Below are 26826 nucleotides of genomic sequence, written 5' to 3' on the forward strand. Positions count from 1 at the left end.
ACACCGGGATCCACAGTGGGAGCTGGCTTGCCAGCGATGGCGGCCTGTCAACCAACCTACCCAAGCCAATTGTAGGAGTGAGCCTGCTCGCGATGGCGGCTTCTCATTCAACAGGTGTGTTGACTGATCCACCGCCATCGCGAGCAAGCTTTGCTCCTACAGAGGATCTTCATTGGTCGAAAATCTCGATCACACCGGGATCCACAGTGGGAGCTGGCTTGCCAGCGATGGCGGCCTGTCAACCAATGGGAACCATTCGGGTGTACAAAAAACTGTTCTCTGGAGATCCCCTAAATGGCAGGCCACCTCACAAAATGGCTTTGATCTCCCGGCCAAACCGCTCCCGATACACCGACGGTGGCACCCCGACCACGCTGCGAAACGCCACCCGAAAGCTTTCCACCGAACGATAACCACAGCGCAGTGCAATCTGCTCGGTGTTGTGGTCGGTACTCTCCAGCAACTCCCGCGCACGGCCCAGACGTTCATGTTGCAGCCAGGTTTTCGGCGATTGGCCGCTGGCCTCGGTGAAGCGCCGCAGGAATGTGCGTTCACTCATGGCTGCTTCGCTGGCCAGGTCGCGGACCTCCAGCGGTTCATGCAAACGCTCGCGTGCCCACTGCATGACGCGGGAAAGATCGCTGCGCGGGGTGGGGCTGACCGGTGTCGGAATGAATTGCGCCTGGCCACCGGTGCGTTGCGGTGACATCACCAGGCGTCGTGCCACCGCGTTGGCCACCTGCGTACCGAAATCCCGCGCCACCAGATGCAGGCAAGCATCGATGCCGGCCGCGCTGCCGGCAGAGGTGATCAACTGGCCCGAGTCGACGTACAACACGTCCGGGTCCACCAGGATATTTGGAAAACGTTCCGCCAGTTCGCGGGTGTAACGCCAGTGCGTGGTAGCGCTGCGGCCGTCGAGCAGGCCGGTGGCCGCCAGTACGAATACGCCTGAACAGATCGACAGCAAGCGAGCGCCCCGGGCGTGGGCCTGGCGCAGCGCGGTGAGCAGTGCATCGGGCACGGTTGCGTTGCGGTCACGCCAGCCGGGGATGATGATCGTCCGCGCCTGCTGCAGCAGTTCCAGGCCGCCATCGGCCAGTACTTGTATGCCCCCCATGGCGCGCATGGGGCCTTGATCGACGGCGGCGATCTGGTGGCTGTACCAGGGGAAATCGAACTCCGGGCGCGCGAGGCCGAATATCTCCACGGCGATACCGAATTCGAAAGTGCAGAGGCCATCGTAGGCCAGGATCGCGACCAATCCAGGGGTGGGCTGCATTTGGCGGAAAGTTCCCGGTGAGTGTCTTGTGCGCCACTTTAGCCGCAAGTGGCCGGCAGATAAAGTCTGCTCACACCCACGACACTCAGGAGCAAACCCATGACCAGCCTGGTCCTCGCAATACCCGCCGCCCCTTCGGCCATTGCCTTCATGCATTTCAGTAACCGCCTGACCTTTGAAACCGATTGCTCTGACGTTCACGGCAGCCTAGCGGCTGGCGAGGTGGATTTTGTGTTGGTCGACGTGAGGGGGCCGCTGGCGTTCGAACGGGGCCACTTGCCTGGGGCGATCAATATTCCGGGGCGACTCCTCAACGCCGAGCACCTTGCGGCCTATCCGAAAACCAGCCTGTTCGTGGTCTATTGCGCAGGCCCGCACTGCAACGGCGCGAACAAGGCAGCAGTGAAGCTGGCGGCGCTGGGCTATCCGGTCAAGGAGATGATTGGCGGCGTGACCGGATGGCTGGATGAAGGGTTTGCGTTGAGTGTTGCGACGTCGCAACCAGTGAACCATGTGCTCGGTTGCGAGTGTTGATCCCATCCAGGAGATCGCAAACCGCGCCAGCGCTTGCAACGCAAAGCTGGCGCGGTCTTTTTCTATATTTATTTGTCGCTTCAAAATAACTGAAGTGGCGGAAGCCGCCATAGACTGCCGGCCACTTCGGTATTTGTCAGTTACAAACTGCGACCGAACGCTGCCAATAAAAGCCTCCGCACACAGGAGTTATAAATGAAGAAGCTAGTGATGTTCGGTGCCCTGGCACTGTCGATGTTGTCCCTGACCGCCGTGGCTGCAGATGCCAAGCCGATCCGCATCGGTATCGAAGCCGGTTACCCGCCATTCTCGATGAAAACCCCTGACGGCAAGCTCACTGGCTTTGACGTGGACATCGGCGACGCGCTGTGCGAGCAGATGAAAGTGAAGTGCACCTGGGTCGAGCAAGAGTTCGACGGCCTGATCCCGGCGCTGAAGGTCAAGAAAATCGACGCAATCCTGTCGTCCATGACCATCACTGACGATCGCAAGAAGAACGTCGATTTCACCATCAAGTACTACCACACCCCGGCGCGCTTCGTGATGAAGGCAGGCACCGACATCAAGGACCCGCTGACCGAACTCAAAGGCAAGAAAGTTGGTGTACTGCGCGCCAGTACCCACGACCGCTTCGCCACCGAAGTACTGGTGCCGGCCGGCATTGAACTGGTGCGTTACGGCTCCCAGCAGGAAGCCAACCTGGACATGGTTTCCGGTCGCGTTGATGCGCTGCTGGCCGACTCGGTCAACCTGGACGACGGTTTCCTGAAGACCGACGCCGGTAAAGGTTTCGCTTTCGTAGGCCCGACCTATGAAGACGCCAAGTACTTCGGCGGCGGCGCCGGTATCGCTGTGCGCAAGGGTGATAAGGAACTGGCCGACAAATTCAACACCGCCATCGCTGAAATTCGCGCCAATGGCAAGTACAAGCAAGTGCAGGACAAGTACTTCGATTTTGACGTTTATGGCCATTAATACGCTGTAGAAAAAAGTGGCCCCGTTGACGCGCGGGCCACTTTTTTTATGCTTTCTTTCCATCGAAACGAGAAACCTGTGGGGGCGGGCTTGCTCCCACAGTGATCTGGTTGTTTCTGACAGCGGAGTTCTCCCATGCAACGCATCGATCACCCACTGCCCTGGAGCCATCTCGGTACCGAGCGCACCCTCAGTGTGTTTCGTTATGGCACGGGTGCGCGCAAGGTCTACATCCAGGCCAGCCTGCACGCAGACGAATTGCCGGGCATGCGCACGGCCTGGGAACTGAAAAAGCGCCTGACCGAACTTGAAAGCCAGGGGCAGCTGCAAGGCGTGATCGAACTGGTGCCAGTGGCCAACCCCATCGGTCTCGACCAGCACCTGCAAGGCAGTCACATGGGCCGCTTCGAACTGGGCAGCGGCAAGAATTTCAACCGTTCCTTCGTCGAACTTAGTGCCCCCGTGGCGCAGTTGATCGGCGACCGTCTGGGCAGTGATGCCCAAGCGAACATCACGCTGATCCGCCAGACCATGGGTCAGGTAATCGATGGCTTGCCGGCGCCGGCGTCACAGTTGCAAGCCATGCATCGTTTGTTGCTGCGCCATGCCTGCGACGCGGACATCACCCTCGATCTGCACTGCGATTTCGAGGCGGCGATTCATCTGTATGCGCTGCCGCAACACTGGCCGCAATGGCGATCCCTGGCCGCGCGTTTGAAGGCGGGCGTGGCGTTGCTGTGCGAAGACTCCGGCGGCAGTTCGTTCGACGAGTCCTGTTCTTCGCCGTGGTTACGCCTGGCCCGGGCATTCCCCGAGGCGGCGATTCCACCGGCCAATCTGGCGACCACCCTGGAGCTGGGCAGCATGGGCGACACCCGGGTTGAGCAGGCACAAGCCAATTGTGAAGCGATTCTGGGCTTTCTCGCCGAACAGGGTTTTATCAAGGGGCAATGGCCGCAAGCGCCGAGCGAATGCTGCGAGGGCATGCCGTTCGAGGGCACACAGTACCTGTTCGCACCGCACCACGGCGTGGTGAGTTTCCTGCGCGAAGCCGGGGAGTGGGTCGAGAAGGGCGATGCGCTTTTTGAAGTGGTCGACCCGTTGAGCGACAAACTCACGACGGTGTGCGCCGGTACCAGCGGCGTGTTGTTTGCGATCGATCGTGGACGTTATACGCAGCCGGGCACGTGGCAGGCGAAGGTGGCGGGGCGAGAGGCCATTCGGGCGGGCAAGTTGATCAACGATTAAAGCGAATGTCATCGCCAGCCACACCCGAGATGCCTCGGTCTGCTTCACAGTGTTAGGCTCTTCCCCGAATCCTGCGCACTGTGAAGGAAGGCTTATGTTGAAGATTCTCGCTCTGCTCACGCTGCTGGCGTCCGCCGCTGTCCACGCTCAAACCCCGTTGCAAACCGATCTGCCGCTCAAATACCTGGAACAGTCCACCGTCGATTCCCGCGATCAACCGCTGGTGATTTTTCTCCACGGTTACGGCAGTAACGAGCACGATCTGTTCGACATCAAGGATCAATTGCCCACGCAATACACCTACCTGTCGGTGCGGGCGCCGATGGTGATGCAGGAAGGCAGTTACCAGTGGTTTCGCAAGAAAGGCGAAGGTGCCTACAACGGCGAGACCGATGATCTGAAGTCCAGCGGCCAGTTGCTGCTGGATTTCGTCGCACAGGCGACGAAGAAATATCAAACAGATCCGGACAAGGTGTTCCTGGTGGGATTCAGCCAGGGCGCGATCATGTCCTATGAGGTTGCCCTGCGCCATCCCGACGCGGTGGGTGGGATTGCCGCGTTGAGTGGGCGAATTCTGCCAGTGTTGCGGTCGGAATTGATACCGGATGAAAAACGCCAGTCGCTGGCGATTTTCATCGGTCATGGCACGGCCGACAAGCGTCTGCCCTACAGCGACGGCACCGAAGCCAACAGCTTGTTGCAGAGCATTTCACTCGAACCGGAGTTTCACGCCTACCAAGGGGTTGGTCACACCATCAGCGCCGAAGAGATCGCGGATTTGAGCGCCTGGTTGCAGCGCCTCAACCCCTGAGGTTTATTTGCCGCTGACGATTTGCTTAATCAGCGTCTCGTGGGCGGCCATGTCGCCAGGGCGGGAAATGACCTGGACCACGGTCATGCGCCCGCCGGATGCAGCCATCAGTGTGGTGTTGAGGGTTTGGCCGCCGCCCTGGGTGGCGGTGCTGTCGACCTGACGAAGGCCCAGGCCGGTACTCTTCAGGGTCAGGCTTTTCTCACTGAGCTTGTTGTAATCCGGCAACGCCTTGCGCTGTGCCGAGTCGAAATCGGCGGCCGTGCCATCCAGAAATTCGCCGTCGTTGTCCTTGACCTTGACGCCTTCCGGCAGGTTGTTTTCTGCGGCGATCACTACCGTCTTGGTGGCTTCGTTGGCGTACATGGTGCCGCTCGCACCGGTAGGGCTGGCCGGTAGCGGATTGGCGACGAAACCCTTGGGCAAGGTGAACGTGAACTTGCCGCCGAGCATCGAGACCTTTTGCACCTGTGCCGCTTCCTTGGCAGGTGCCTTGGCAGCCTGTGCACTCAAAGCCCCCAGGCTGGCAGCTGCTGCCAGCAACAGGACAACGGCTTTTTTACTCAACAGTGACATTCGCAAATCTCCAGGGATGGTCGCGCGGTGGGGGGCGATCATCCCATGGAGGTTGCCAGGTATTCCAGTGCGGGGTAACAGACGGTCGCAGGCCAGGTACCTGGAACTTCTAATCGTTCGAAAGGGTTGACGGTGTCGCGCTGGGCGGCGTTTTGACCAGCAGGCGTCTGGTGACGCCGAGCATGGCCACCGATACGGCAACACCGACGACGAAGCCCATCAGGCCCATGGTGGGCAAGGTCAGCGTCACGACCAGGCAAAACGCCGAAAACGAATACATACCGGTGGCCGTCGCCTGCAGCAACACCGCAGTAAATGCCGGGCCGCGGGTTTGTTGGGAGAACACCGCCATGACACTGCCGAGTACGGGGAACACGGCGAGCAGTCCGCTCCAGCGATCACCGACCGTACTGGCCAGCCACGTAACGGCCAAGGTGAGCAAGGCACCGGCAACCATGCGCAACAGCAGTTTGTCGGACTTCGGTGCCGGGCCCGTCAGGATCGGCTGCACCGATGGAAACAGGTAAGGCGCAACCAAAAGAGCGGTCGCGGCGGCGAGCACCGATAACAACAGCGACGGCGGAATCAGCGAAAGCACCACGGCGATCACCGCCCACACCATCAATGAAACCGTCAATGCCAGCGGCCACCCCGTCCGTTGACAGACCTGCGCATAGGTCACGCAAAAGGCGATCATGGCGAACATGGCCGACAAGGCTGCCATGGCCGACTGAGCGGCAAACGCTTCGCCTTGTTCAAGGGCGAGGAAAAACAGGATCGGCCCAACCACCACCGGCAACCCGGACAACCAACCCGCCACGCTTGGCCCCCAGCGTTTACCGGCCAGGGATATCAGCAGCAGGAAACCAGGGATCACCAGCAGTTTGAGCATCAACACGCGCACATCTCCGACCTGTGTGAGACAGCAACGGTAACATCGCACTGGGCGGATTGCTCTATAGATGTTTGGTTTTTGTATACAAAACACAGGCCGGCCAGAGCGTTTTGTCTACATGTCCACGGGTTATCGGCAAAAAAACGGGATAAAAAAACCCGGTGCGACGTGAATCGCACCGGGTGTGTTGCCAGGCTGCGACGGATCTTCGTGGGTCCCCGTGCAGTCTGATGAACGCTTTAAGCTCGCTCGAGCGCCAAGGCCACGCCCTGACCACCACCGATGCACAGAGTGGCGAGGCCTTTCTTGGCGTCACGCTTGAGCATTTCGTGCAACAGGGTCACCAACACCCGGCAACCCGAGGCACCGATAGGGTGGCCGAGGGCAATGGCGCCGCCGTTGACGTTGACCTTGTTCAAGTCCCATTCCAGGTCCTTGGCCACGGCCAGCGATTGCGCGGCGAAGGCTTCGTTGGCTTCGATCAGGTCCAGTTGCTCGATGGACCATCCGGCCTTGTTCAGGCAACGGCGAGTGGCCGACACCGGGCCGATGCCCATGATCGCCGGGTCGACACCTGCGTTGGCGTAAGCAGCGATTTTCGCCAGTACCGGCAGGCCCAATGCCTTGGCTTTGGCCGCGCTCATCAGGATCACGGCCGCAGCGCCATCGTTCAACGACGAAGCATTACCGGCGGTCACCGAACCGTCCTTCTTGAAGGCCGCCTTGAGTTTGCCCAGGGATTCGGCGGTGGTGCCGGCCCGTGGCTGCTCGTCGGTGGCGAAGGACAGTGGATCACCCTTGCGCTGCGGAATCAGGATCGGCGTGATTTCATCGACGAAGCGCCCGGCTTCGATGGCGGCCACGGCTTTCTGTTGCGAGGCGGCGGCGAACGCGTCCTGCTGCTCGCGGCTGATGTCGTATTTCTCCACCAGGTTCTCGGCGGTGATGCCCATGTGGTAATCGTTGAACGCATCCCACAGGCCGTCGCTGATCATGGTGTCGACGATTTGTGCGTGACCCATGCGCAGGCCGGTGCGCGCACCGGGCATCACGTAGTTGGCCAGGCTCATGTTTTCCTGGCCGCCGGCGATGATCACCTCGGCGTCGCCGCAGCGAATCGCCTGGGCGCCCAGGTGCAGGGCTTTAAGACCCGAGCCGCAGACCTTGTTCAGGGTCATGGCCGGTACGGCGAAGGGCAGGCCGGCCTTGATCGAGGCCTGGCGCGCAGGGTTCTGGCCGGCGCCGGCGGTCAATACCTGGCCCATGATCACTTCATCGACTTGCGCAGGGTCCAGGCCGGTTTGTGCCAGCAACTGACGGATCACCGCAGCGCCCAGGTCGACCGCGGACACATTGGCCAGCGAACCCTGGAAACTGCCGATCGCGGTACGAGTGGCGGCAACAATGACGACTTCTTGCATGGAATGATTCCTCACTGGGCAGCGAACTGCATTTCCGGTACGTGATCCGGGACGATCAGTTTACCAGCGGTTTTGGCGACGATTTCCTCGACGCTGACGCCAGGTGCGCGTTCCTTGAGGACAAATGCGCCATTTTCGATTTCCAGATACGCGAGGTCGGTCAACACGCGCTTGATGCAACCGGCACCGGTCAGCGGCAGGCTGCATTTGGACAACAGCTTGGACTCACCGTCCTTGGACGCATGGGTCATGATGACGATGATGTTGTCTGCGCCAGCCACCAGGTCCATGGCGCCGCCCATGCCCTTGACCAGTTTGCCCGGGATCATCCACGAGGCAATGTTGCCTTCGACGTCTACTTCGAAGGCGCCGAGTACGGTCAGGTCGACATGACCACCGCGGATCATCGCGAACGATTCGGCCGAGGAAAAGATCGAAGCGCCGATACGCGCGGTCACGGTTTGCTTGCCGGCATTGATCATGTCGGCATCGATGGTTTCTTCAGTGGGGAAAGGCCCCATGCCCAGCAGCCCGTTTTCCGACTGCAGCATGACTTCCATGCCTTCGGGAATGTAGTTGGCGACCAGGGTCGGAATGCCGATGCCCAGGTTCACATAGAAGCCGTCCTGCATTTCGCGGGCGACGCGTTGAGCCATTTGTTCGCGGGAAAGTGCCATTGTCGTTATTCCTTCATTCGGTCCGGGGGCTGGGGATCACTTACGCACGGTGCGCTGTTCGATGCGCTTCTCGAACGTGCCGCAGATGATCCGGTCGACGTAGATGCCAGGGGTGTGGATCTGTGCCGGGTCCAGCTCGCCGGGTTCGACGATTTCTTCGACTTCGACCACGGTGATCTTGCCGGCGGTAGCGGCCAGCGGGTTGAAGTTCTGGGCGGTGTGACGGTAGATCACGTTACCGAAATGGTCGGCTTTCCAGCCTTTGACGATGGCGAAGTCACCGGTGATGGACTCTTCCATCAGGTACTTGCGGCCATGGAATTCGCGCACTTCCTTGCCTTCGGCGACCGGGGTGCCGACGCCGGTGGCGGTGAAGAATGCCGGGATGCCAGCGCCACCTGCACGCATTTTCTCGGCGAGGGTGCCTTGCGGAGTCAGGATGACTTCGATTTCGCCTTTGAGCAGTTGCTCTTCAAACAGCTTGTTTTCGCCGACGTAGGACGCCACCACCTTGCTGATCTGGCGGTCGGTCAACAGCACGCCAAGACCGAAACCATCGACGCCGCAATTGTTGGACACCACGGTGAGGTTGCGTGTGCCCTTGCGCTTGATCTCGGCGATCAGGTTTTCAGGGATCCCGCACAGGCCAAAGCCGCCAGCGATCACGGTCATGCCGTCTTCAAGACCTGCCAACGCTTCCTCGTAGGAACTCACACGCTTGTCGAAACCTGCCATATGCACCTCTTTTATTCTTTGTGGGCGGCTGGCTAGCCGAATGGGAAGAGTGTCTCGCTGAAGTATTCATTTGTTAAGTTGATTTTTGCGGTTGATTGATAGATAAAACTCACCAATCAATCCTGTAGGCGCAGGGCTTGCCGGTGATGGCGAACTCCAGGAGGCCATCGCGCGCAAGCCAAGCGCCTACAGAAAGCACTTGCGCTCATCACTGGAGCACTCAGCCTATGACAGTCAAGCAGATCCGCGCTTTCCTGGCGGTAGCCCAGAGCCTCAGTTTCGCCGTGGCCTGTGAACGCCTGCACCTGTCGCAGTCGGCACTGAGCCTGACCATCAAGGCCTTGGAGGAAGGCCTGGGTGGCCGCCTGTTTACGCGCAACACGCGTAATGTCGCGCTGACTGCCGAGGGCGAATCGCTGGTGCCGCTGGCACGCCGCCTGATTGCCGATTGGGACAATGCCGAAGATGAATTGCGCCAGCGATTCACCCTTCAGCGCGGTCGCGTGACCCTGGCAGCCATGCCGTCGTTTGCCGGCAATCTGTTGCCACCGATCCTCAAGACATTCCGCGCCCGTTATCCGAAAGTCAACGTCACGGTCAACGACGTGATCAACGAGCAAGTGCTGGAAATGGTCCGCGACCGCCAGGTGGAACTGGGGGTCGCGTTCGAGCCGCCGCAGAATTCGTCGCTGCAATTCACCCCGTTATACATCGACCGCTTTGTCGCGGTGGTACCCCGTGATTCACCGTTGGTCGAGTTGGACGAAATCGATTGGCAAACGTTGCTCAAGGAACCGTTCATCACCTTGCAACGACCATCGACTGTGCGGGTGATGCTTGAAGAACACTTGCAGGCGCGGGGCATGAAGCTGCCGGTGGAATTTGAGAGCCATCAACTGGCAACGGTCGGGCGGATGGTTGCCAGCGGCTTGGGCGTCAGCGCGGTGCCGGCGTTGTGTGCAGGGCAGATGCGCGAGCTGGGTGCGCATTGCATTACCTTGCGTGATCCGGTGGTGGAACGGGCGCTTGGCGTGCTGACGTTGCCCGGCGGTGAGTTGTCGGCGGCGGCGCAGGCGTTGTTTGATGTGCTCAAGGCACAGGATTATGTGTAGGAGCAAAGCTTGCTCGCGATAGCGTCGTCCCGGTCGATATCGAAGGCGCATGTGCAGGCGCTATCGCGAGCAGCTTTGCTCCTACAGAGGGGCGGGGTGTTTCGGGGACAGACGTTGGGCCAGAAGGGGTAGAAGCTGTTCGCATGAAGCTTCTATTTTCAAGTCGAGGATGTCATCCGCCCGAGTCTTGCCCAGGTTGATCGCAATCAGCGGTTTGCCTTGATCCGCCACCGCCCGGCACAAGCGAAACGCCGAGTACGCCATCAACGACGAGCCGATCACCAGCAATCCCGCTGCCTTTTCCACCGCGGCCATGGCCTTGGCTGCCGTGGCCTGGGCGACATTCTCACCGAAAAACACCACGTCGGGTTTCATCCGCTCACCCTGGCAATGCGGGCAGTGCGGCACCTGAAAACGTGCTTCGAACGCCGGGTCGAGCAGGGTATCGCCGTCCGGAGCCTGAACCGCGTCAACACCGGCGAGATACGGGTTCTGGGTTTCCATCAGATTCTGGATCGAATCCCGTTCGCTGCGCATTCCACAGTCCAGGCACAACACCCGGTGCAGGCTGCCATGCAGTTCGATGACGTCGTGGCTGCCGGCCTGATCGTGCAAGGTATCGACATTCTGCGTGATCAAGCCGCTGATCCGCTGTGTGCTCTGCAAGCGGGCGAGTGTCTCGTGGGCCACATTCGGCTGCGCCTGACGCACCCGCGGCCAGCCGAGCATCGCCCGTGCCCAATAGCGCCGACGGGACTCGGGGGCGGAGAGAAACTCCTGATACATCATCGGCTGGCGGCCACGCCGCACACCCTGGTTGTCGCGATAGTCCGGAATGCCTGAGGGGGTGCTGATGCCGGCACCCGTCAGGACGGCGAACGGCTGGTCGGCCATCAGTTGCTGGAGACGGTCAAGTTGTTCGCGGGTCAGGCTGTCGAGCATGTCGGGAGAACCTGTAGGAGCGAGCATGCTCGCGAAGGTGGGTCAGCTGAGATCAATGTACCTGACGCACTCTCATGAGCAAGCTCACTCCTGCAAAGATTACTTGCGCGCCTCCAGAATCAGGTTGAACGGCGTTTGCGTAGCCCGACGGAAACTCGAGAACCCGGCCTCGGTGAAGACCTTGCGCAACCGCGCTTCACCCGCTTGCGCACCGAGCCCGAGCCCGACCTCCTGGGACAATGAGTTGGGAGTGCAGATAAAGGTCGAGGCTGCATAGAACAACCGGCCGACCGGGTTGATGTTGTCATCGAGCGCATCATTGGCGAACGGCTCTACCAGCAGCACCGTGCCGTCCGGTTTCAATGACTGATAGGCGTGCTTCGCCGCGCCTACGGGGTCACCCATGTCATGCAGGCAGTCGAAGTAGCAGATCAGGTCGTAGTCGTCGCCGGGGTAGCTTTTCGCCGTGCCCTGGAAGAACCGCGCGCGGCCGGACACGCCGCCTTCTTCGGCGCGCTGGGTGGCCACGGTCACGGAGGGCGCGTGGTAGTCGAAGCCGACGAATCGCGAATTCGGAAACGCCTGAGCCATGATCACCGTCGACGCGCCATGGCCGCAACCGACGTCCGCGACTTTGGCGCCTTGCTCCAGTTTGGCGACAACGCCTTCAAGGGCCGGCAGCCATTCGGCGATCAGGTGAGCTTTATAGCCGGGACGGAAGAACCGTTCGGTGCCGCTGAACATGCACGGATGGTGATCGCCCCAGGGCAGGGCGCCGTCACCGCGCATTGCTTTGATCAATTTGTCCTTGTCATGAAAAAACGACGCGACCACGCCGATGCCGCCAGCGATGTACACCGGCGAGTCTTCGATGGCCAGGGCCAAAGCCTGTTCCTCAGGCAGGCGGAATTGGCCGTCGCTGTGTTCCATATAGCCGGAGGCGGCATGGGCGCTGAGCCATTCGCGCACCAGGCGGGGGTTGCAGCCGGTCTTGTCGGCGAGGGTTTCGGGGCTGATCGGCTGGCTGTCGGCCATGGCCCGGTACAGGCCCAGCTCTTCGCCGAGAATGACGTTGGCGAGCATCGCCGCGCCACCCATGTCATTCACCAGTTTGCCCATGAAATCGTTGAGTCTGGCCTCGTCCATCACGTGTGCTCCTTTGACAGGATCACAGTCCGGAAGCGTTGTTGGTCCGGGCGGTGGTCGTGGGAATGAACAGGACATCAAGCAGGTCCTGTGGTGCATTAAGTTTAGTTCGCAGGCCGTATACCGCGGGTTGGAGCGACGAAAGTGCTCTATGGCTTTGCACTGAGCCCTGTGGGAGCGGGCTTGCCCGCGATTGCGGTGTGTCAGCCGCCGAAAATGCAATAGGTGCCGGCCTCATCGCGGGCAAGCCCGCTCCCACAGGGTTTTGCGGCGATCTCATGTATCCCACTGTATCCAAACGGCCTCTCGATACAGTCTCGCGCAATTGCAGACCCCCACCGAACACAGACCAGATACAAACCTGCGCTGAACTGTTGAGCCACTTTCCCTGGCCGCATTCACCCGCGGCCGTTCGCTCCTGACTCTGTTCCGCGCCTGATGCGGTCAAGGGGACCACAATGACAACACGTGTGCCTGAATCCAATCTCAACGCCACACCGGTCGATCGCCTGCGGGTCGATCACTACACCAACGGCATTATCGGCCCGAGCCAGCCGATGCTCGGGCCGCTGGCTGACGGTGGCACCCTGATCACCGGCACGCCGCCGGGCTGTTGGGGACCGATGATCACGCCGGCCTTCGAGGGTGGCCATGAAGTCACACAACCGGTCGCCATCGTCGGTGCACAGATCGGCGATGCCGTGGCGATCAAGATCAAAAGCATGCGCGTGACGTCGCTGGCTACATCCTCCGGCGTGATGAAGTTCGTTGAGGGGCGCTACAACGGCGATCCGTTCGTCGCCAAATTCTGCTCCAAATGCGGCACCGAACACCCGGCCAGCCATGTCGATGGCATTGGCGAAGACGCGATTCGTTGCAACAACTGTGGCGCCGAAGTCAGCGCGTTTCGCTTCAGCCACGGCTATGTAATCGTGTTCGATGCGCAGAACCAGGTCAGCCTCACGGTCAATCAGGACATCGCCAATCAACTGGCCGGCAACGCCAGCGAAATGTCGGCACTGCCGGAGTTCGCTGCGCAGCACTCGATCCTGTCCCTGGCCCGTGCCGATATTCCGGGCGTCGCGGCGCACATGCGGCCGTTCCTCGGCAACATCGGCACGATGCCGTCCCGTGACATTCCCGATTCGCACAACTGCGCTGATTTCGGCCAATACCTGATCAATGCACCGCACCGTTTCGGCATGACCCGCGAAGAACTGCACGCGGCCAAGACCGACGGCCACATGGACACCAATTCGATCCGCGAAGGCTGCGTGTTGATCTGCCCGGTGAAAGTGCCGGGTGCCGGGGTGTACATGGGGGACATGCACGCTCAGCAGGGCAATGGCGAGATCGCCGGGCATGCCACCGATTGCTCCGGGGAAACCGAAGTGGTGGTGCAGGTGGTGAAGAACCTGACCCTGGATGGGCCGATCCTTCTGCAAAACCTCGATGACCTGCCGCCGATGGCGCGCCCGATGAACGCCGAACAGCAGGCAAAAGTCCGGGCGTTAGGTGAACGTTGGGGCCAGCAGGAGATCGAGCAGAGCGGTCCGATCACCTTCATCGGTAGCGGCGAAAACCTCAACCTTGCGGTGGAGAACGGTTTGCAGCGCGCCGCTTCCGTCACCGGCCTGCCTTATGACGAAGTGCTCAACCGCGCCACCATTACCGGTTCCATCGATATCAGTCGCTTGCCGGGCACCGTGCGCGTGACGTTCCTGTGCCCGATGGACGTGCTGGATCGCATCGGCATCGGTCATCTGGTGCGCGAGAAGTACGACCTGGCGTAATGCCGGGCGGCGGGCCTGTACCACAGTGTGTACAGGCCTGCTGACGATACAAGTCCTGCCGTTTTCCGTCGGCACGCAACACAGTTCCGATACACCGCTTCGATTAACTGTGCTTACGTTCTGACAATCTTGAGATCGACACCATGCAGACCCCCCTCACTTCCGCCAAGGCCAGCGCCGGGCTCGGCTTGCGTCGCGGTTTAATGAAAGACCTTCAGGCTGCCCCAGCCGGTCATTTCGACTTTCTTGAAGTCGCTCCGGAAAACTGGATCGGTATCGGCGGCGCCCATGGCGCGGCGTTGCGAAGCCTGGCCGAGCGTTATCCGTTGTCCTGTCACGGCTTGTCGCTGTCGCTGGGCGGGCCGTCGCCGCTGGATGTCGGGTTTCTGCAAGAGGTGCGGGTTTTTCTCGATCACTACAACGTGCCGCTGTACAGCGAGCACCTGAGTTACTGCAGCGATGACGGTCATCTTTATGACCTGTTGCCGCTGCCGTTTACCGAAGAGGCGGTGCATCACGTCGCTGCGCGCATCCGCCAGGCCCAGGACATTCTCGGTCGACGCCTGGCTGTGGAAAACGTCTCGTACTACGCCGCGCCGCAGCAGGACATGGATGAAGTCACGTTCACCAACGCCGTGCTGCGCGAAGCCGATTGCGACCTGTTGCTGGACGTCAACAACGTCTACGTCAATTCGATCAACCACGGCTTCGATCCGCGTACCTTCCTGGCCGGCATCGATGCCAATCGCGTGGTGGCCATGCACATCGCCGGGCACTTCGATGAGTCCGACACCTTGAAAATCGACACCCATGGCGCCTCGGTCAAACCTGCGGTCTGGTCGCTGCTGGCCGAGGCCTATGCACGTTTCGGTGCGCAACCGACGCTGCTGGAACGGGACTTCAACTTCCCGGCGTTTTCCGAACTTGTTGCCGAACTGGACACCATCCGCCGTTTACAGGCCGAGGAGGTGAACCGTGGCTAAGCGTTCGCTGCACCAACAGCAAAACAGCATGGGCCTGTACCTGCGCGACCCCGACCACTGCGCGCCACCCCCCGAGATGGACCCGGCACGGGCGCAGGTTTATCGCGATCTGGTGTTCGCCAACCTGTCGTCGCTGATCAGCGGTACTTTCCCGGTGCTGGTGAAGATCCTCGGTGACCAACAGTGGCGGGCGCTGGTGCGAATCTTCCTGCGCGACTACCGTGCTCACACGCCGAAATTCGGTGAGATCGCGCAAGAGTTCGTCGAGTTTCTCGCGTCAGAGCCTGAGGCATTGGCCAGTGGGGCGTGGCCGCCGTTCATGGTGGAACTTGCGCACTACGAGTGGGTTGAGATGGCGCTGCAACAGTCCGAAGCTGAGCCACTGTCATCCGGCGATAGCGAGTCGTTGCTGGATCGTCCGTTGCAGGTTTCACCCTTGGCGTGGCCACTGGCGTATGCCTGGCCGGTGCAGAGGGTGGGACCGGATTTCCAGCCCGATGTGGCGCCGGATCAGCCGACGTTGCTGTTGGTTCGTCGAGACCCGGATTTCAGCGTGAAATTCTCCGGGTTGAGCCCGTTGGCGTTTCGACTGTTGCAGCGCATCGAGGAATTTCCCGGGCTGACCGGACGGGCGCAGTTGCTGGCATTGGCGGACGAGGCGGGAATGACCGGCTCATCAGAGTTCTTTGATAACGGCTTGGCGTTGTTGCAGCAGTTGCATGACCAATCCGTGGTGGGCGTGAACCTCTGACCGGCGCCAATCTCCAAACCACCACACATCCCCTGTAGGAGCGAGCCTGCTCGCGATGGCGGTCTTTCAATCAGAAATGATGTGACTGACTCACCGCTATCGCGAGCAGGCTCGCTCCTGCAGGGGGGGGTGCTGCGTGAAAATGGGTACTTGCGTGCCAGGTGTCTCACCGCTGAAACAGTACTGACTCTTTGAAATTTATTTGCTGAACCCCCCGCAATAATCCTCAAGCCTGGCCGATACAACCAACAGGCGTACATGAATTCATTACAACAATGGCGCCTGTCTGAAGAAGCGTGCGCCCATGCCCGCCATTTCAGTGATCACGCAAGGATGCTCGCCGCCACACTTTCCCGAGAGTTGTCCTATGTCCTTGCGTCAGCTGAATATCGCGCCTCGCGCTTTCCTGGGTTTTGCCTTCATTGCCTTGCTGGTCATCGTGCTCGGTGTGTTCGCGGTGAACCGCATGACGGTTATCCGCCAGGCCTCCGTCGACATGGAGGCGACGCAACTGCCCAGCGTCGGTTTTCTCGGCAACATGACCGAAAACGTCCTGCGCATGCGCATTCTGTCGTTCCGGATTTTGGTCAACCGCGATCCAGCGGCGTTGCAGGAAGCCCAGACGCGCATCAACGTGCTGATCGACAAGCTGCGCAGTGCGCAAGCCAGTTACGCCGCGCTGCCGGCCGGTGCCGAAGAAGCGCAGCTGTACAAGACGTTCGAGGCCACGCTCAACAACTACATGCAAGCCCAGAACCAGATGATGGAGCTGTCGCGGCAGAACAAACTCGATGAAATGCGCGCGCTGATCAATACGCGGATCAAGGACGGTACCGATCAGATGGGCGAGCAGTTGAACAAATTGGTGGCGCTCAATAACGCCGATGCCAAGCAGGCGTCGACTGTTGCCGGGGACAATTACGACAGTGCCATTACCGGCATCGTCGCAGTAGCGGTAATCGCGTCGTTACTGACCGTGCTGTTGGCCTTGCTGTTGACCCGCAGCATCGTCACGCCGTTGAACCGCGCCGTACTGGCCGCACAGACCATTGCCGAAGGTAACCTGACGAAGACCATCGAGGTCGATGGCAAGGACGAACCGGCGCGGTTGCTCGGCGCCCTGGCCACGATGCAGGCCAGCCTGCGCAAAACCATCGAACAGATTGCCGGTTCCGCCACACAACTGGGCACGGCCGCCGAAGAACTCAGCGCGGTGACTCAAGACGCATCCCGTGGTTTGCAACAACAGAACAATGAAATCGAACAGGCCGCCACCGCCGTCAACGAAATGACCGCCGCCGTGGAAGAAGTGGCGCGTAACGCGGTGTCGACCTCCGAAGCATCGAATCAATCGACCCAGGCCGCTCGTGAAGGCCGTGACCGTGTGGTGGAAACCGTCGATGCCATCCAGACCATGACCCACGACGTGCACAACACCTCGCTGATGATTGAAGGTCTGGCGGCCCAGGGGCGTGATATCGGCAAGGTGCTGGATGTGATCCGTGCCATCGCCGAGCAAACCAATCTGTTGGCGCTCAACGCGGCCATCGAAGCGGCCCGTGCCGGCGAAGCAGGGCGGGGGTTTGCTGTCGTGGCGGACGAAGTTCGGGCGCTGGCCCATCGCACGGCGCAATCGACCCAGGAGATCGAGAAGATGGTCGCCGGCATCCAGAACGGCACCGGCGAAGCCGTGGCATCGATGCAGCAAAGCAATCATCGCACCCAAAGCACTCTGGAATTGGCTCGCGCCGCCGGTGTGGCGCTGGAGCAGATCACCCAGTCGATCCACCTGATCAATGAGCGCAATCTGGTCATCGCCAGTGCCTCGGAGGAGCAGGCGCAGGTGTCCCGCGAAGTCGATCGCAACCTGGTGAACATTCGCGATCTGGCTTCGCAGTCCGCCGCCGGTGCCAACCAGACCAGCACCGCGACCCATGAGCTGTCGCGATTGGCGGTGGATCTGAATGCGCTGGTGGCGCGGTTTGTCATCTGACCGACAAGCCGTGGTTGTCATCGGTTTACAGCACGGAAAAGAAGTACCGGGTCAGGTGAAAGAAGATCGGCGCGGCGAAGCAGATCGAGTCCATGCGATCGAGCATGCCGCCGTGCCCCTTGATCATAGTGCCCCAGTCCTTGGCGCTGAGGCTGCGTTTGATCGCAGACATGACCAGGCCACCGAGAAAACCCATGACCACGATCACCAGCGACATCAACAGCGACTGCCAGAAGTTGAACGGCGTCATCCAGAACATGCAGCCGCCGATCAGCGTGGCGGACAGCCCGCCACCTACCAGCCCTTCCACGGTTTTCGAAGGGCTGACCAACGGCGCGACTTTGTGCTTGCCCAACAGCTTGCCGAAGACGTACTGCAGCACATCACTCAACTGCACGACGAACACCAGATAGAACAACAGCAGCGCGTTCTGGCCGGTGAACCCTTGCAGGTCCAGCAACAAAAGGGCCGGCGCGTGGCTGATGCAGTAAACGCAGATCATCACGCCCCACTGGATCTTGGCTGTTCTTTCCAGAAACGCCTCGGTGTCCTGGCTCAACACCGCGATCGCCGGCAACAACAGAAAGGCATACACCGGAATCAGCAGCGTGAACATCGAGTACCAGTGGCTGCCGATCAGCAGGTATTGCAGGGGTATCAAGATAAAAAACGCCGAGAACAGCGCGTTGTGGTCGCCCAGTGTCGTCGGGGTCAGGGTGATGAACTCCCTGAGGGCGAACAGGGAAATGAAGCCGAACAGCACCACCGTCGCATTCGGCCCCAATAACCAGGAAACGAAGAAGATGATCACCATCCCCCACCAGGCGTTCACGCGCTGGTTGAGGTTTTCGATGGTGGAGATTGCGCCTTCGCTCGTGGCACGCCTGGCCAGCACTCGACCGATCACCGAAGCGAGCGCCAACAAGCAGGCGATCGCGAAAAAGAACCACAGGAATTTTTGCTCAAGACTCATTTCGACAGCCTCACGATGGCGTCACGCGCCCGCTCCAGAAACAGCTGTTTGTCTTCGCCAGCAATCCTTGGAAGCGGATTGCCGATACGGATGGTGCAGATGATCGGCAGGGGCACATGCTTGCCCTTGGGCATGGAGCGATGCAGGTTTTCCAGGTAAATGGGCACCAGGTCGACATCGGGGAAGGTTTCGCTGAGCCGGTAGATTCCTGATTTGAATGGCCCCGGCAAGGCCTGGCTGGAGCGGGTGCCTTCGGGAAAAATGATGATCGAGTGACCGGCCCGTACGACATCGAAAATCGGCTCCAGCACATTGGTGCCGGGCGCAGGGTTGCGCTCGATCAGGACCGCATTCAAGCCTTGTTGGGAGATGTAGGAAAGAAACCGGTTTTTGCCCCAGTAATCCGCCGCAGCGACCGGTTTCACATTGACCCGCGCTTCGGGGGGCAGGGCGGCCATGATTGCCAGGGTGTCCATGTGGCTGCTGTGGTTGGCGAAGTAGATGCGCTGGCGGGTGAGGTCCGGCGGGCCTTCCCAGCGGGCGGTGACGCCGATCAGCAGTCTGAGTACCGCGATCAGGGCATTACTGATCCACATGGCCGGCCTCCTTCAGTTGTCTGGAGATTGCCAGGGTGCGGGTGATGCAGGTGGCAGCGGAGCCGATGGCAATGATGATCAGTGTCAGCAGCAGCACGTAGTGGCTGGCGTAGAGGTGGAATTCGACAGCATTGAGCACAAGGCCGACCGTCATCACAGCCATTCGGTGCTGCTTGGCCAGCGGTCCCATGAAATTCTGCTGCAGGCCGATGGAACCACCGAATACCCGGACATACGCTGTCAGCGCGGCGGCCAGGGCGGCGAACCAGCCGAGTTCCGGCTGCCAGATTGCGTAACCCAGCCCGACGATCAGCAGACTGTCGGCGATACGGTCGGGAAACTCGTTGTACAGGCTGCCAATCGGGGATTGCTTGCCGCCTTCGATGGCCACCATCCCGTCGAACAGATTGCACAACAGGCGCAATTGAATGGCGACGGCGCAGCAGATTGATCCGGCTACACCGTTATCGATGTTCAGCGCAATGGCACCGACGAGCGCAAAGACGATGCTGGTGACGGAGATCTGGTTCGGTGAGATGTCTCTTTTCACCAGCGCGTTGGTGATGTGCTTGGCCCAACCGGTGGAACGCGCGCTGATCGGCCTTCTGTTGTCATCCATCACTCGGTATCCCTGTCGCTGAGGTTTTACTAAGCGTATATGCATTCAGCGGCTTTACAGGGTATTCATCGGTGTTGGGCAATCAACCCCGCAACTTGAGCTCGGCACACAAGCCGCCACCCTCGCGATTGCTCAAGGTCAGCGATCCTCCGATCGCCAACGCCAATTGCTGGGCGATCGCCAGACCCAGCCCGGTACCGCCGGTGCTGCGGTTGCGTGAGTTTTCCACGCGGTAGAACGGTTCCATGACCTGGGCCAGTTCTGCTTCAGCGATGCCTGGGCCGCGGTCCATGACTTTCACCGAGACGCTGCCGTCGGCGTTTTTTTCGACCAGCAATTCGGCGGCGCCGGCGAACTTCAGGGCGTTGTCGGTGAGGTTCACCAGTACCCGGCGCAAGGCGTGGGGGCGGGTATCGATGACCGTTGTGCTCTTGCCGCTCAACTTCACTTGCTTGCCCACGTCCTGATAGTCGAACACCAGGCTGTCGAGGAACGAGTCCAGGTCGGTGCGACGACTCTCTTCGGTGGCGCCATGAACGCTGCGGGCATAGGCAACGCCTTCGCGCACCAGATGCTCCATTTCGCTGAGGTCGTTCCACAGTTTGTCTTTTTCGACGCAGTCATCCATGAACTCGGCGCGCAGTTTCATCCGGGTGATCGGCGTTTGCAGGTCATGGGAAATCGCGGCCAACAGCTGCATGCGCTCCTTCAGGTAGGCGGCGATGCGCGCCTGCATGGCGTTGAAAGCCCTGGCGGCATGGGCTACTTCGGTCGGGCCTTTCTCGTCCAGCAGCACCGGATGGGTGTTGGGATCGAGGGTGTCCACGGCCTCGGCAAGGCGGGTAAGGGGGCGGATGGCGATGCGCACGGCCAGCCAGGTGCAGGCGAGCATCAATGCCAGTTGGCCGAGCAGCACGATGGGCAGCCAGGGCGACAGCGGCACCATTGAAGGCCGCACGTCGATGGTCAGGGGGCTGCCATCCGACAGTTTCAGGTGGACCTGAAAGCGTTTCTGCGGGCCGGGAATGTCGGTTACGGTCATGGGATACTCCATGCCGATGGCATCCTTGATCGAAGTCATCGCGATGGGCGCCTCGGGCATGTTCATGTCCATGGAGGTACCGGGCGAGCCTTCATCCAGCAGGTATCGGTAATTGCGTCGATCCAGTTGCTTGAGCCATCCGGCGCGCTCATGGGCGGGCAAGCGGTCAAGGATGGCGACGGAAGTCGAGACGTCGGTTTCCAGGTTGCCGAGCATGGTGTTTTTTGCGCTTTCGTAGCGCTCGTAATACTGCGCTCCGAAGGACAGCGCCTGGGCGAGGATCAGGCCGATCAGGAAGATCAGCGACAGCCGCGAAGCCAGGGTGCGAGGCCAGCCCATCGACAGCTTCATGCTGGCGCACCGACGATTTCCACCGGCAGCGAGAACACATAGCCCTCGCTGCGCACGGTCTTGATGTAGGCCGGTTCGCGGGCATCGTCCAGCAAGCGTTGGCGCAGGCGGCTCACCAGCAGGTCGATGGAACGATCGAACAGATCGGCGTCACGGCCCTGGGTCAGGTTGAGCAACTGGTCGCGGTTGAGTACCCGCTGCGGATGATCGAGGAACACCCGCAGCAAACGGTATTCGGCGCCGCTCAAGGCGACCATGGTGCCGTCGCCGTCCAGCAGATGACGGGCCGAGGTGTCCAGCTGCCAGCGCCCGAAGGCCAGCAGGCGACTGCTTTCGGTGACCACCAGGTTGGGTGGCAGCATCCGTGTGCGGCGCAACACCGCGTTGATCCGCGCCAGCAATTCGCGGGCGGCGAACGGCTTGACCAGATAGTCGTCGGCGCCCATCTCAAGGCCGATGATGCGGTCGGTTTCATCGTTGCGGGCGGTGAGCATCAACACCGGCGTGGCCTTGTGTTTTCCCGAGCGCAGTTCGCGGCAGAGCATCAGGCCATCGTCGCCCGGCATCATGATGTCGAGCACGATCAGGTCCACCGGTGTGGACTCGAGAAAAGTCCGCATCTGCCGGCCATCGGCGACGACGGTGGTGCGCAGGCCATTCTTCTTCAGGTAGTTGCCCACCAGTTCGCGGATCTCGCGGTCATCATCAACGATGAGAATGTGATCGACGTGCTCCATGGGGACTTGCCTCTGTAAGGGGTGAATGCCGCACAGTCTACCGAGCCTTTTCCTGCTCGCCCGCAGGGGTTTGTATTGCAGTGTATCTGGCTTGTCGGTGGATACACACAGACGTAAAAAAGCGATTTTCCGGGGTTTTGTATCGCTCTGTATCCCGCGCCGGCTCAGATACTTACCGATTTATCCGCGCCTGTTCCCGACACATACGGGATACCTCGCGAGCTTTTAATAGGTTCCATCGAGGCAAGCCTAACGGCCTCTAGCCAACAAACGATTGACCCTATCGAAACCTTGAGGAAAACCGCCATGAACACCAAAGCCGTCTACGCCGCTTGCCTGTTTGCCGCCCTGAACATCTGCACCTTGTCGGCCCGTGCCGAATCCGATGTCAGCGCTAAACCGTACACCTACGGTACACACCTGGACATTCAGAAAGTCGTATCGCTGAAACAGGACGCCACGCCTTCTTGCGGTGTGGTGGATGCGCAACTGACCTACCTCGATTCCCAGAGCAAAACCCACGTCGTGGACTACCGCAAGATTTCCGATAACTGCGGCTCGGATAACTGAGTCCTGCGATCAGCCATTGCCCAGCCCATTTGAAACGAGGAACAACACCATGAACAACGTCAGCCGATTCTTGACCGCCATTGCCTTTTCCGTCGCCGGCGCCGCGGCCCACGCCAATGCCGCTGTTGAACAAAGTGCCTGCGGCAGCAGCACGTGCTTTCAGCTGACGCCGGTGGCGCAGAAGGGCGGTGAGGGGTTCCTCGCCGAGGATGGCTACAACCGCACGCCGCAAGCTCAGGTGGTTGCCGAAAACGGTTATAGCCACACGCCACAGGGCAAGCAACAGGAAAGCCAGAACAGCTGAAGCCCGAACACCACCGTTCCACTGTGGGAGCTGGCAATCAGCTTCCACAGGGGATGTATGTCGCCCTCTGATTCGTAATAGGTGATCCCATGTTTCTCATCGCTTTCCTGGGCGGCATATTGACCGTCCTCAGCCCGTGCATTCTGCCGGTCGTGCCGTTCCTGTTCGCGGGTGCCGACCGCACCCGCTCCTCGATCCTGCTGACGCTCGGCGGCATGGCCGTGACATTTGCCCTGGTCGCCAGCCTGGCGGTGGTCAGCAGCGAGTGGGTCATTCAGGCCAGTAATGCCGGCCGCCATGTGGCCCTGATCGTGATGGTGCTGTTTGCCCTGTCGCTGATTTCCGCTCGGGTCGGCGACTGGCTGGCACGACCGTTCGTGTTGCTGGGCAATCGCCTGGACCCCGACAGCCGAAAGGTTTCCGGTCCGCTGGGCTCGCTGATGATCGGGGTCGCCACCGGTCTGCTGTGGGCACCGTGCGCCGGGCCGATCCTCGGGGTCATCCTGACCGGTGCCATGTTGCAGGGTGCGAACGCCGGGACCAGCCTGTTGCTGGTGGCTTACGGTTTGGGCAGTGCGTTGTCGCTGGGCATCCTGATCTTCGCCGGTCGCGGCCTGGTCAATCGCCTGAAACCATCGATCCCGGTCACTGGCTGGTTGCGTCGTGGTGCCGGTGTCGCCGTGTTGGCCGGGGCGGCGGTGATCTCCACTGGCGCTGATAGCGTGCTGTTGGCCAATACCTCGTCGGAAGGTGTCAGCCGCGTCGAGAAAGGCGTGCTCGAAACCGTGCCCAAGGTCGTCGACTACTTCGTCAGCAAGGTCAAGGCCGATTCCATGGACAATGCCCAGGGCCCCATGCCCTCGCTGAACGGCGCTGTGCAATGGCTCAATTCGCCAGCCCTGACCAACGAATCGCTCAAAGGCAAAGTGGTATTGGTGGATTTCTGGACCTTCGACTGCATCAACTGCAAGCACACCCTGCCGTACGTCAAAGACTGGGCGAAGAAGTACGAAAAGGACGGACTGGTGGTGATCGGCGTGCACACGCCTGAGTACGGCTTCGAACGGATCATCGACAACGTCAAGGACAAGGTGAAGGAGTACGGCATCACCTACCCGGTGGCAATCGACAACAACTACGCGATCTGGCGCAACTTCGACAACCAGTACTGGCCTGCCCACTACTTGATCGATGCCAAGGGCCAGGTGCGTTTCACCCACTTCGGTGAAGGTCGGTATGACACCCAGGAGCAGATGATCCAGCAGCTGCTGGAAGAGGCCAAGGCCGACGCCAAGGCTAGCGCTCCAGCCGTTTGATCCTGCCGTTCAATGGCTCACATGCATTGTGCCGTGGGTCACCGAGCGATTCTCCTGACTGCGCCGCCACGCCGCTGGCGGCGCTCCATACTCTCGACGAAATGCCCGACTGAACGCCGTGTCGGTCTGGTAACCCACTTCTTCGGCGATGCGCATCAAGGAACTGTTACTGCTGCGTAACAGGTTGGCTGCGAGCAACGTGCGCCATTGCGTCAGGTACTGCATCGGCGACACCCCGACCAATTGTTGGAAGCGCTCCGCCAGCACGGATCGGGAGGTGCCGGCCGTTCGTGCCAGTTCCTCCAGGGTCCAGGTGTGGCAGGGCTTTTTGTGCAAGGCATTGAGTGCGGCGCCGACGATCCGGTCGCTGACCCCGGCCAGCCACCCGGTGCGGGCCTTGCCGTGCTCGTGCATGTACAGGCGCAGGACTTCGATGAACAACACTTCGGCCAGTTTGGCCAATACGCCTTCACCGCCAGGCCGCGGCGAGCGGGCTTCGGCCAAGGCATAACGCACCGAAGATTCCAGCCAGACCCCGGCATTCGAACCGCGCACATTGACCCGCACCACGGATGGCAATCCAGTGAGCAACATGCCCGCCAACCGCGTATCGCACGCCAGATAACCACAGACCAGACGCGTGACCGCGCCGCCACCACCGTAGCTCAGTTGCCGTGGCCGTCGCGCCAGCACCTTGTCCAGCCGCGTCCCGCTGGCCGGTGTCAATCCTGGTTGCGAGCTCATGCGATGGGCATCGCCCTGGGGGAACACCACGACATCGCCAGCGCTCAGCTGCAGGGGCGGATCATCCCCCAGTTCGACATAACACTCGCCCTCGGTGATCAGATGGAAGATCACCACCCGCTCGGCGTTCGGCTCCAGAAACGGTGCCGCCGTATCGGCCCTCGGTGATTGATAGCACCACGGTGCAGTGAACCTGGCATTGATGAAAATGGCGCCGACCAGACGGACGACACGCAGGGTCTGTGACAGGGCATCCATGATGACCTTCCCGTGCGGACCGATGTTCTCGATTGTGAGCCTGCCGCAGCGACTTGTGAAACCGCCGGACGATCGGCCAAGGTTGGCCGACGATCGGACAGGACGCCGGAGGCCGGCAGCGCGATAGTTGACGCACAGGGTCAGCCCGGCTCTGTCATCAATAACAAGAATGAGAGGTTGCCATGCCTAAGTTCGTCATAGAACGCGAGATTCCAGGTGCTGGAACACTGTCAGAAAGGGATTTGAAAGCCGCTTCGCAAAAGTCCTGCAGGGCCTTGCGCGATCTGCCGCAGGTGCAGTGGCTGCAGAGTTATGTCACCGGTGACAAGCTCTACTGCGTGTACATCGCGCCAAGCGAAGAACAGATCCAGGAGCATGCACGGCTGAGTGGTTTCCCGGCCAATCGCGTTTCCCAGGTCATGAACATCATCGATCCCACCACGGCGGAATAACGCGCCGGTAGTTGATCTGTGTTCCAACCCAGAGATCGTCTCCATGAGTACACCCATTGATCTTACTGCCTTGAAAAACCGCCAGATGGCCGCCTGGGCCAGTGGTGATTACGCCGTCATCGGCACGACTTTGCAGATCGTCGGCGAGCAACTGGCCGAAGCCTGTGATCTGTTGTGCGATGAGCAAGTGCTCGATGTCGCGGCCGGTAACGGCAACGCGACGCTGGCTGCCGCGCGGCGCGGTTGTCAGGTCACCTCCACTGACTATGTGGCCGCATTGCTCGAACGCGGCGAAGATCGCGCCAGGGCGGAACGCCTGAATGTTACGTTCCAGGTGGCCGATGCCGAAGCGCTGCCGTTTGACGATGGCAGTTTCGATGCCGTGCTTTCCACCTTCGGCGTGATGTTTACCCCGGATCAGGCCAAAGCCGCTTCGGAGCTGGCACGGGTCTGTCGGCCCGGTGGCCGGATCGGTCTGGCCAACTGGACGCCGGAAGGTTTCGTCGGCCAGATGTTCAAGACCCTCGGCCGACACATGCCGCCACCACCGGGCGCGCAACCGCCTTCGCAGTGGGGCACCGAAGCCTGGCTGCACACACACTTCGACGAGCGCAACTTCCTGGTTCAGGTGACGCGCAAGACCTTCAATTTCCGCTATCGCAGCGCGGCGCATTTCATCGACACCTTCCGTATGTGGTACGGCCCGGTGCACAAGGCATTCGCAGCATTGCCACCGGACGGTGCCAAGGGGCTGGAAAACGACCTGACGGAACTGATCAATCGTTCGAATCGGGCGGGGGACAGGTCTTTGGTGATGCCGAGTGAATATCTGGAGGTGGTGATTACCCGGCGTTGAATTTGCTTTGGTCCCTGTGGGGGCTTGCTCTCACAGGGGCTGGAGTTGAGCGGGTGAAGGTGAGTGGTGATTGGTTGAATACCTGTCGCTGCGGCAACGGCGGCTCATGGTTGCGCTTTTACAGCCATCCCTAC

The 26826-nt window shown here is 60.6% G+C and carries 28 protein-coding genes; 14 read left to right on the plus strand and 14 right to left on the minus strand.

Features of this window, described 5'->3' with window-relative positions:
• Positions 1 to 307 precede the first annotated feature (307 nt).
• Positions 308 to 1282 carry a transcriptional regulator FtrA gene (ftrA, locus tag D8V06_RS24350; RefSeq protein WP_130907793.1) on the minus strand — a complete coding sequence of 325 codons (975 nt, stop codon included), beginning with the start codon at positions 1280 to 1282 and terminating at the stop codon, positions 308 to 310.
• Positions 1283 to 1381: 99 nt separating this feature from the next.
• Between ftrA and D8V06_RS24355 the strand changes: the two genes are divergently transcribed.
• From D8V06_RS24355 to D8V06_RS24370, 4 genes are all read left to right on the plus strand, one after another.
• On the plus strand, positions 1382 to 1816 hold the full coding sequence (locus tag D8V06_RS24355) for a rhodanese-like domain-containing protein (protein WP_130931974.1): 435 nt from the start codon (positions 1382 to 1384) through the stop codon (positions 1814 to 1816).
• Between the two features lie 195 nt (positions 1817 to 2011).
• Positions 2012 to 2791, plus strand: a complete 780-nt coding sequence (locus D8V06_RS24360) for an ABC transporter substrate-binding protein (RefSeq protein WP_056854528.1) — start codon at positions 2012 to 2014, stop codon at positions 2789 to 2791.
• Positions 2792 to 2926: 135 nt separating this feature from the next.
• Positions 2927 to 4039 carry a succinylglutamate desuccinylase/aspartoacylase family protein gene (locus D8V06_RS24365; RefSeq protein ID WP_130931975.1) on the plus strand — a complete coding sequence of 371 codons (1113 nt, stop codon included), beginning with the start codon at positions 2927 to 2929 and terminating at the stop codon, positions 4037 to 4039.
• Between the two features lie 94 nt (positions 4040 to 4133).
• Positions 4134 to 4850 carry a dienelactone hydrolase family protein gene (locus D8V06_RS24370; RefSeq protein WP_056854526.1) on the plus strand — a complete coding sequence of 239 codons (717 nt, stop codon included), beginning with the start codon at positions 4134 to 4136 and terminating at the stop codon, positions 4848 to 4850.
• A 3-nt stretch (positions 4851 to 4853) separates the two neighbouring features.
• Here D8V06_RS24370 and D8V06_RS24375 read toward each other — a convergent pair whose 3' ends face one another.
• The 5 genes from D8V06_RS24375 to D8V06_RS24395 form a co-directional block, all read right to left on the minus strand.
• On the minus strand, positions 4854 to 5426 hold the full coding sequence (locus tag D8V06_RS24375; protein WP_056854525.1) for a hypothetical protein: 573 nt from the start codon (positions 5424 to 5426) through the stop codon (positions 4854 to 4856).
• 109 nt (positions 5427 to 5535) lie between these two features.
• Positions 5536 to 6324, minus strand: a complete 789-nt coding sequence (locus tag D8V06_RS24380) for a hypothetical protein (protein WP_056854524.1) — start codon at positions 6322 to 6324, stop codon at positions 5536 to 5538.
• A gap of 236 nt (positions 6325 to 6560) precedes the next feature.
• The gene (locus D8V06_RS24385) at positions 6561 to 7742 is read right to left on the minus strand and encodes an acetyl-CoA C-acetyltransferase (protein WP_130931976.1); all 1182 of its coding nucleotides are present in this window, start codon (positions 7740 to 7742) and stop codon (positions 6561 to 6563) included.
• An 11-nt stretch (positions 7743 to 7753) separates the two neighbouring features.
• The gene (locus D8V06_RS24390; RefSeq protein ID WP_008153883.1) at positions 7754 to 8419 is read right to left on the minus strand and encodes a CoA transferase subunit B; all 666 of its coding nucleotides are present in this window, start codon (positions 8417 to 8419) and stop codon (positions 7754 to 7756) included.
• 36 nt (positions 8420 to 8455) lie between these two features.
• On the minus strand, positions 8456 to 9154 hold the full coding sequence (locus D8V06_RS24395; RefSeq protein WP_056854522.1) for a CoA transferase subunit A: 699 nt from the start codon (positions 9152 to 9154) through the stop codon (positions 8456 to 8458).
• Positions 9155 to 9381: 227 nt separating this feature from the next.
• Here D8V06_RS24395 and D8V06_RS24400 point away from each other — a divergent pair, with 227 nt between their 5' ends.
• On the plus strand, positions 9382 to 10266 hold the full coding sequence (locus D8V06_RS24400) for a LysR family transcriptional regulator (protein WP_056854521.1): 885 nt from the start codon (positions 9382 to 9384) through the stop codon (positions 10264 to 10266).
• 81 nt (positions 10267 to 10347) lie between these two features.
• Here the strand turns inward: D8V06_RS24400 and D8V06_RS24405 are convergent, their stop codons facing one another.
• Positions 10348 to 11208: an NAD-dependent protein deacetylase gene (locus D8V06_RS24405; RefSeq protein WP_056854520.1), complete on the minus strand. Its 861-nt coding sequence runs from the start codon at positions 11206 to 11208 to the stop codon at positions 10348 to 10350.
• 99 nt (positions 11209 to 11307) lie between these two features.
• Entirely contained in the window at positions 11308 to 12354 is a 1047-nt protein-coding gene (locus D8V06_RS24410; protein ID WP_130908528.1) for a class I SAM-dependent methyltransferase, read from the minus strand.
• Positions 12355 to 12812: 458 nt separating this feature from the next.
• Between D8V06_RS24410 and D8V06_RS24415 the strand changes: the two genes are divergently transcribed.
• The 4 genes from D8V06_RS24415 (at position 12813) to D8V06_RS24430 (ending at position 17874) form a co-directional block, all read left to right on the plus strand.
• Positions 12813 to 14147, plus strand: coding sequence for an acetamidase/formamidase family protein (locus D8V06_RS24415; RefSeq protein ID WP_130908527.1), 1335 nt, complete (start codon positions 12813 to 12815; stop codon positions 14145 to 14147).
• 143 nt (positions 14148 to 14290) lie between these two features.
• Positions 14291 to 15130, plus strand: coding sequence for a DUF692 domain-containing protein (locus tag D8V06_RS24420; RefSeq protein WP_130908526.1), 840 nt, complete (start codon positions 14291 to 14293; stop codon positions 15128 to 15130).
• Positions 15123 to 15881 (plus strand): putative DNA-binding domain-containing protein, encoded by a 759-nt coding sequence (locus D8V06_RS24425; protein ID WP_130931977.1) that lies wholly within the window; start codon positions 15123 to 15125, stop codon positions 15879 to 15881. Before D8V06_RS24420 ends, D8V06_RS24425 begins: the two co-directional genes overlap by 8 nt.
• A 367-nt stretch (positions 15882 to 16248) precedes the next feature.
• Positions 16249 to 17874 carry a methyl-accepting chemotaxis protein gene (locus D8V06_RS24430; RefSeq protein WP_130931978.1) on the plus strand — a complete coding sequence of 542 codons (1626 nt, stop codon included), beginning with the start codon at positions 16249 to 16251 and terminating at the stop codon, positions 17872 to 17874.
• A gap of 25 nt (positions 17875 to 17899) precedes the next feature.
• Here D8V06_RS24430 and D8V06_RS24435 read toward each other — a convergent pair whose 3' ends face one another.
• From D8V06_RS24435 to D8V06_RS24455, 5 genes are all read right to left on the minus strand, one after another.
• Positions 17900 to 18847: a phosphatidate cytidylyltransferase gene (locus D8V06_RS24435; RefSeq protein WP_056856880.1), complete on the minus strand. Its 948-nt coding sequence runs from the start codon at positions 18845 to 18847 to the stop codon at positions 17900 to 17902.
• A complete protein-coding gene (locus tag D8V06_RS24440) occupies positions 18844 to 19443 on the minus strand; it encodes a lysophospholipid acyltransferase family protein (RefSeq protein ID WP_056856879.1) in 600 nt (199 codons plus the stop codon). Before D8V06_RS24440 ends, D8V06_RS24435 begins: the two co-directional genes overlap by 4 nt.
• Positions 19430 to 20062: a CDP-alcohol phosphatidyltransferase family protein gene (locus D8V06_RS24445; RefSeq protein WP_130931979.1), complete on the minus strand. Its 633-nt coding sequence runs from the start codon at positions 20060 to 20062 to the stop codon at positions 19430 to 19432. The genes D8V06_RS24440 and D8V06_RS24445 overlap by 14 nt, the downstream gene beginning before the upstream one ends.
• A gap of 82 nt (positions 20063 to 20144) precedes the next feature.
• Positions 20145 to 21455 (minus strand): HAMP domain-containing sensor histidine kinase, encoded by a 1311-nt coding sequence (locus D8V06_RS24450; RefSeq protein ID WP_130931980.1) that lies wholly within the window; start codon positions 21453 to 21455, stop codon positions 20145 to 20147.
• Positions 21452 to 22192 (minus strand): response regulator, encoded by a 741-nt coding sequence (locus D8V06_RS24455; RefSeq protein WP_056856876.1) that lies wholly within the window; start codon positions 22190 to 22192, stop codon positions 21452 to 21454. The genes D8V06_RS24450 and D8V06_RS24455 overlap by 4 nt, the downstream gene beginning before the upstream one ends.
• A gap of 306 nt (positions 22193 to 22498) precedes the next feature.
• Between D8V06_RS24455 and D8V06_RS24460 the strand changes: the two genes are divergently transcribed.
• From D8V06_RS24460 to D8V06_RS24470, 3 genes are all read left to right on the plus strand, one after another.
• Positions 22499 to 22762, plus strand: coding sequence for a DUF2790 domain-containing protein (locus tag D8V06_RS24460; RefSeq protein ID WP_056856875.1), 264 nt, complete (start codon positions 22499 to 22501; stop codon positions 22760 to 22762).
• 49 nt (positions 22763 to 22811) lie between these two features.
• Positions 22812 to 23066, plus strand: coding sequence for a hypothetical protein (locus tag D8V06_RS24465; protein ID WP_056856874.1), 255 nt, complete (start codon positions 22812 to 22814; stop codon positions 23064 to 23066).
• Positions 23067 to 23155: 89 nt separating this feature from the next.
• On the plus strand, positions 23156 to 24382 hold the full coding sequence (locus tag D8V06_RS24470; protein WP_130931981.1) for a cytochrome c biogenesis protein DipZ: 1227 nt from the start codon (positions 23156 to 23158) through the stop codon (positions 24380 to 24382).
• Between the two features lie 9 nt (positions 24383 to 24391).
• Here the strand turns inward: D8V06_RS24470 and D8V06_RS24475 are convergent, their stop codons facing one another.
• A complete protein-coding gene (locus D8V06_RS24475) occupies positions 24392 to 25384 on the minus strand; it encodes an AraC family transcriptional regulator (RefSeq protein ID WP_130931982.1) in 993 nt (330 codons plus the stop codon).
• A gap of 182 nt (positions 25385 to 25566) precedes the next feature.
• On the opposite strand from D8V06_RS24475, the gene D8V06_RS24480 reads away from it, so the two are divergent.
• Together D8V06_RS24480 and D8V06_RS24485 are read left to right on the plus strand one after the other, a co-directional pair.
• Entirely contained in the window at positions 25567 to 25836 is a 270-nt protein-coding gene (locus D8V06_RS24480; protein ID WP_130905112.1) for a DUF4242 domain-containing protein, read from the plus strand.
• Between the two features lie 43 nt (positions 25837 to 25879).
• Positions 25880 to 26692: a class I SAM-dependent methyltransferase gene (locus tag D8V06_RS24485; protein WP_130931983.1), complete on the plus strand. Its 813-nt coding sequence runs from the start codon at positions 25880 to 25882 to the stop codon at positions 26690 to 26692.
• The last annotated feature ends 134 nt before the right edge of the window (positions 26693 to 26826 follow it).

The organism is Pseudomonas sp. Sample_24, assembly GCF_004307605.1.
Lineage (GTDB): Bacteria > Pseudomonadota > Gammaproteobacteria > Pseudomonadales > Pseudomonadaceae > Aquipseudomonas.

Excerpts from the sequence above, each read along its gene's own strand:
- D8V06_RS24440 (WP_056856879.1), bottom strand. The coding sequence starts at position 19,443 with ATGTGGATCAGTAATGCCCTGATCGCGGTACTCAGACTGCTGATCGGC.
- D8V06_RS24485 (WP_130931983.1), top strand. The coding sequence starts at position 25,880 with ATGAGTACACCCATTGATCTTACTGCCTTGAAAAACCGCCAGATGGCC.
- D8V06_RS24465 (WP_056856874.1), top strand. The coding sequence starts at position 22,812 with ATGAACAACGTCAGCCGATTCTTGACCGCCATTGCCTTTTCCGTCGCC.
- D8V06_RS24455 (WP_056856876.1), bottom strand. The coding sequence starts at position 22,192 with ATGGAGCACGTCGATCACATTCTCATCGTTGATGATGACCGCGAGATC.
- D8V06_RS24435 (WP_056856880.1), bottom strand. The coding sequence starts at position 18,847 with ATGAGTCTTGAGCAAAAATTCCTGTGGTTCTTTTTCGCGATCGCCTGC.
- D8V06_RS24360 (WP_056854528.1), top strand. The coding sequence starts at position 2,012 with ATGAAGAAGCTAGTGATGTTCGGTGCCCTGGCACTGTCGATGTTGTCC.
- D8V06_RS24385 (WP_130931976.1), bottom strand. The coding sequence starts at position 7,742 with ATGCAAGAAGTCGTCATTGTTGCCGCCACTCGTACCGCGATCGGCAGT.
- D8V06_RS24375 (WP_056854525.1), bottom strand. The coding sequence starts at position 5,426 with ATGTCACTGTTGAGTAAAAAAGCCGTTGTCCTGTTGCTGGCAGCAGCT.
- D8V06_RS24475 (WP_130931982.1), bottom strand. The coding sequence starts at position 25,384 with ATGGATGCCCTGTCACAGACCCTGCGTGTCGTCCGTCTGGTCGGCGCC.
- D8V06_RS24355 (WP_130931974.1), top strand. The coding sequence starts at position 1,382 with ATGACCAGCCTGGTCCTCGCAATACCCGCCGCCCCTTCGGCCATTGCC.
- D8V06_RS24405 (WP_056854520.1), bottom strand. The coding sequence starts at position 11,208 with ATGCTCGACAGCCTGACCCGCGAACAACTTGACCGTCTCCAGCAACTG.
- D8V06_RS24400 (WP_056854521.1), top strand. The coding sequence starts at position 9,382 with ATGACAGTCAAGCAGATCCGCGCTTTCCTGGCGGTAGCCCAGAGCCTC.
- D8V06_RS24415 (WP_130908527.1), top strand. The coding sequence starts at position 12,813 with ATGACAACACGTGTGCCTGAATCCAATCTCAACGCCACACCGGTCGAT.
- D8V06_RS24445 (WP_130931979.1), bottom strand. The coding sequence starts at position 20,062 with ATGGATGACAACAGAAGGCCGATCAGCGCGCGTTCCACCGGTTGGGCC.
- D8V06_RS24395 (WP_056854522.1), bottom strand. The coding sequence starts at position 9,154 with ATGGCAGGTTTCGACAAGCGTGTGAGTTCCTACGAGGAAGCGTTGGCA.
- D8V06_RS24390 (WP_008153883.1), bottom strand. The coding sequence starts at position 8,419 with ATGGCACTTTCCCGCGAACAAATGGCTCAACGCGTCGCCCGCGAAATG.
- D8V06_RS24460 (WP_056856875.1), top strand. The coding sequence starts at position 22,499 with ATGAACACCAAAGCCGTCTACGCCGCTTGCCTGTTTGCCGCCCTGAAC.
- D8V06_RS24420 (WP_130908526.1), top strand. The coding sequence starts at position 14,291 with ATGCAGACCCCCCTCACTTCCGCCAAGGCCAGCGCCGGGCTCGGCTTG.
- D8V06_RS24480 (WP_130905112.1), top strand. The coding sequence starts at position 25,567 with ATGCCTAAGTTCGTCATAGAACGCGAGATTCCAGGTGCTGGAACACTG.
- ftrA (WP_130907793.1), bottom strand. The coding sequence starts at position 1,282 with ATGCAGCCCACCCCTGGATTGGTCGCGATCCTGGCCTACGATGGCCTC.
- D8V06_RS24430 (WP_130931978.1), top strand. The coding sequence starts at position 16,249 with ATGTCCTTGCGTCAGCTGAATATCGCGCCTCGCGCTTTCCTGGGTTTT.
- D8V06_RS24370 (WP_056854526.1), top strand. The coding sequence starts at position 4,134 with ATGTTGAAGATTCTCGCTCTGCTCACGCTGCTGGCGTCCGCCGCTGTC.
- D8V06_RS24410 (WP_130908528.1), bottom strand. The coding sequence starts at position 12,354 with ATGGACGAGGCCAGACTCAACGATTTCATGGGCAAACTGGTGAATGAC.
- D8V06_RS24450 (WP_130931980.1), bottom strand. The coding sequence starts at position 21,455 with ATGAAGCTGTCGATGGGCTGGCCTCGCACCCTGGCTTCGCGGCTGTCG.
- D8V06_RS24470 (WP_130931981.1), top strand. The coding sequence starts at position 23,156 with ATGTTTCTCATCGCTTTCCTGGGCGGCATATTGACCGTCCTCAGCCCG.
- D8V06_RS24365 (WP_130931975.1), top strand. The coding sequence starts at position 2,927 with ATGCAACGCATCGATCACCCACTGCCCTGGAGCCATCTCGGTACCGAG.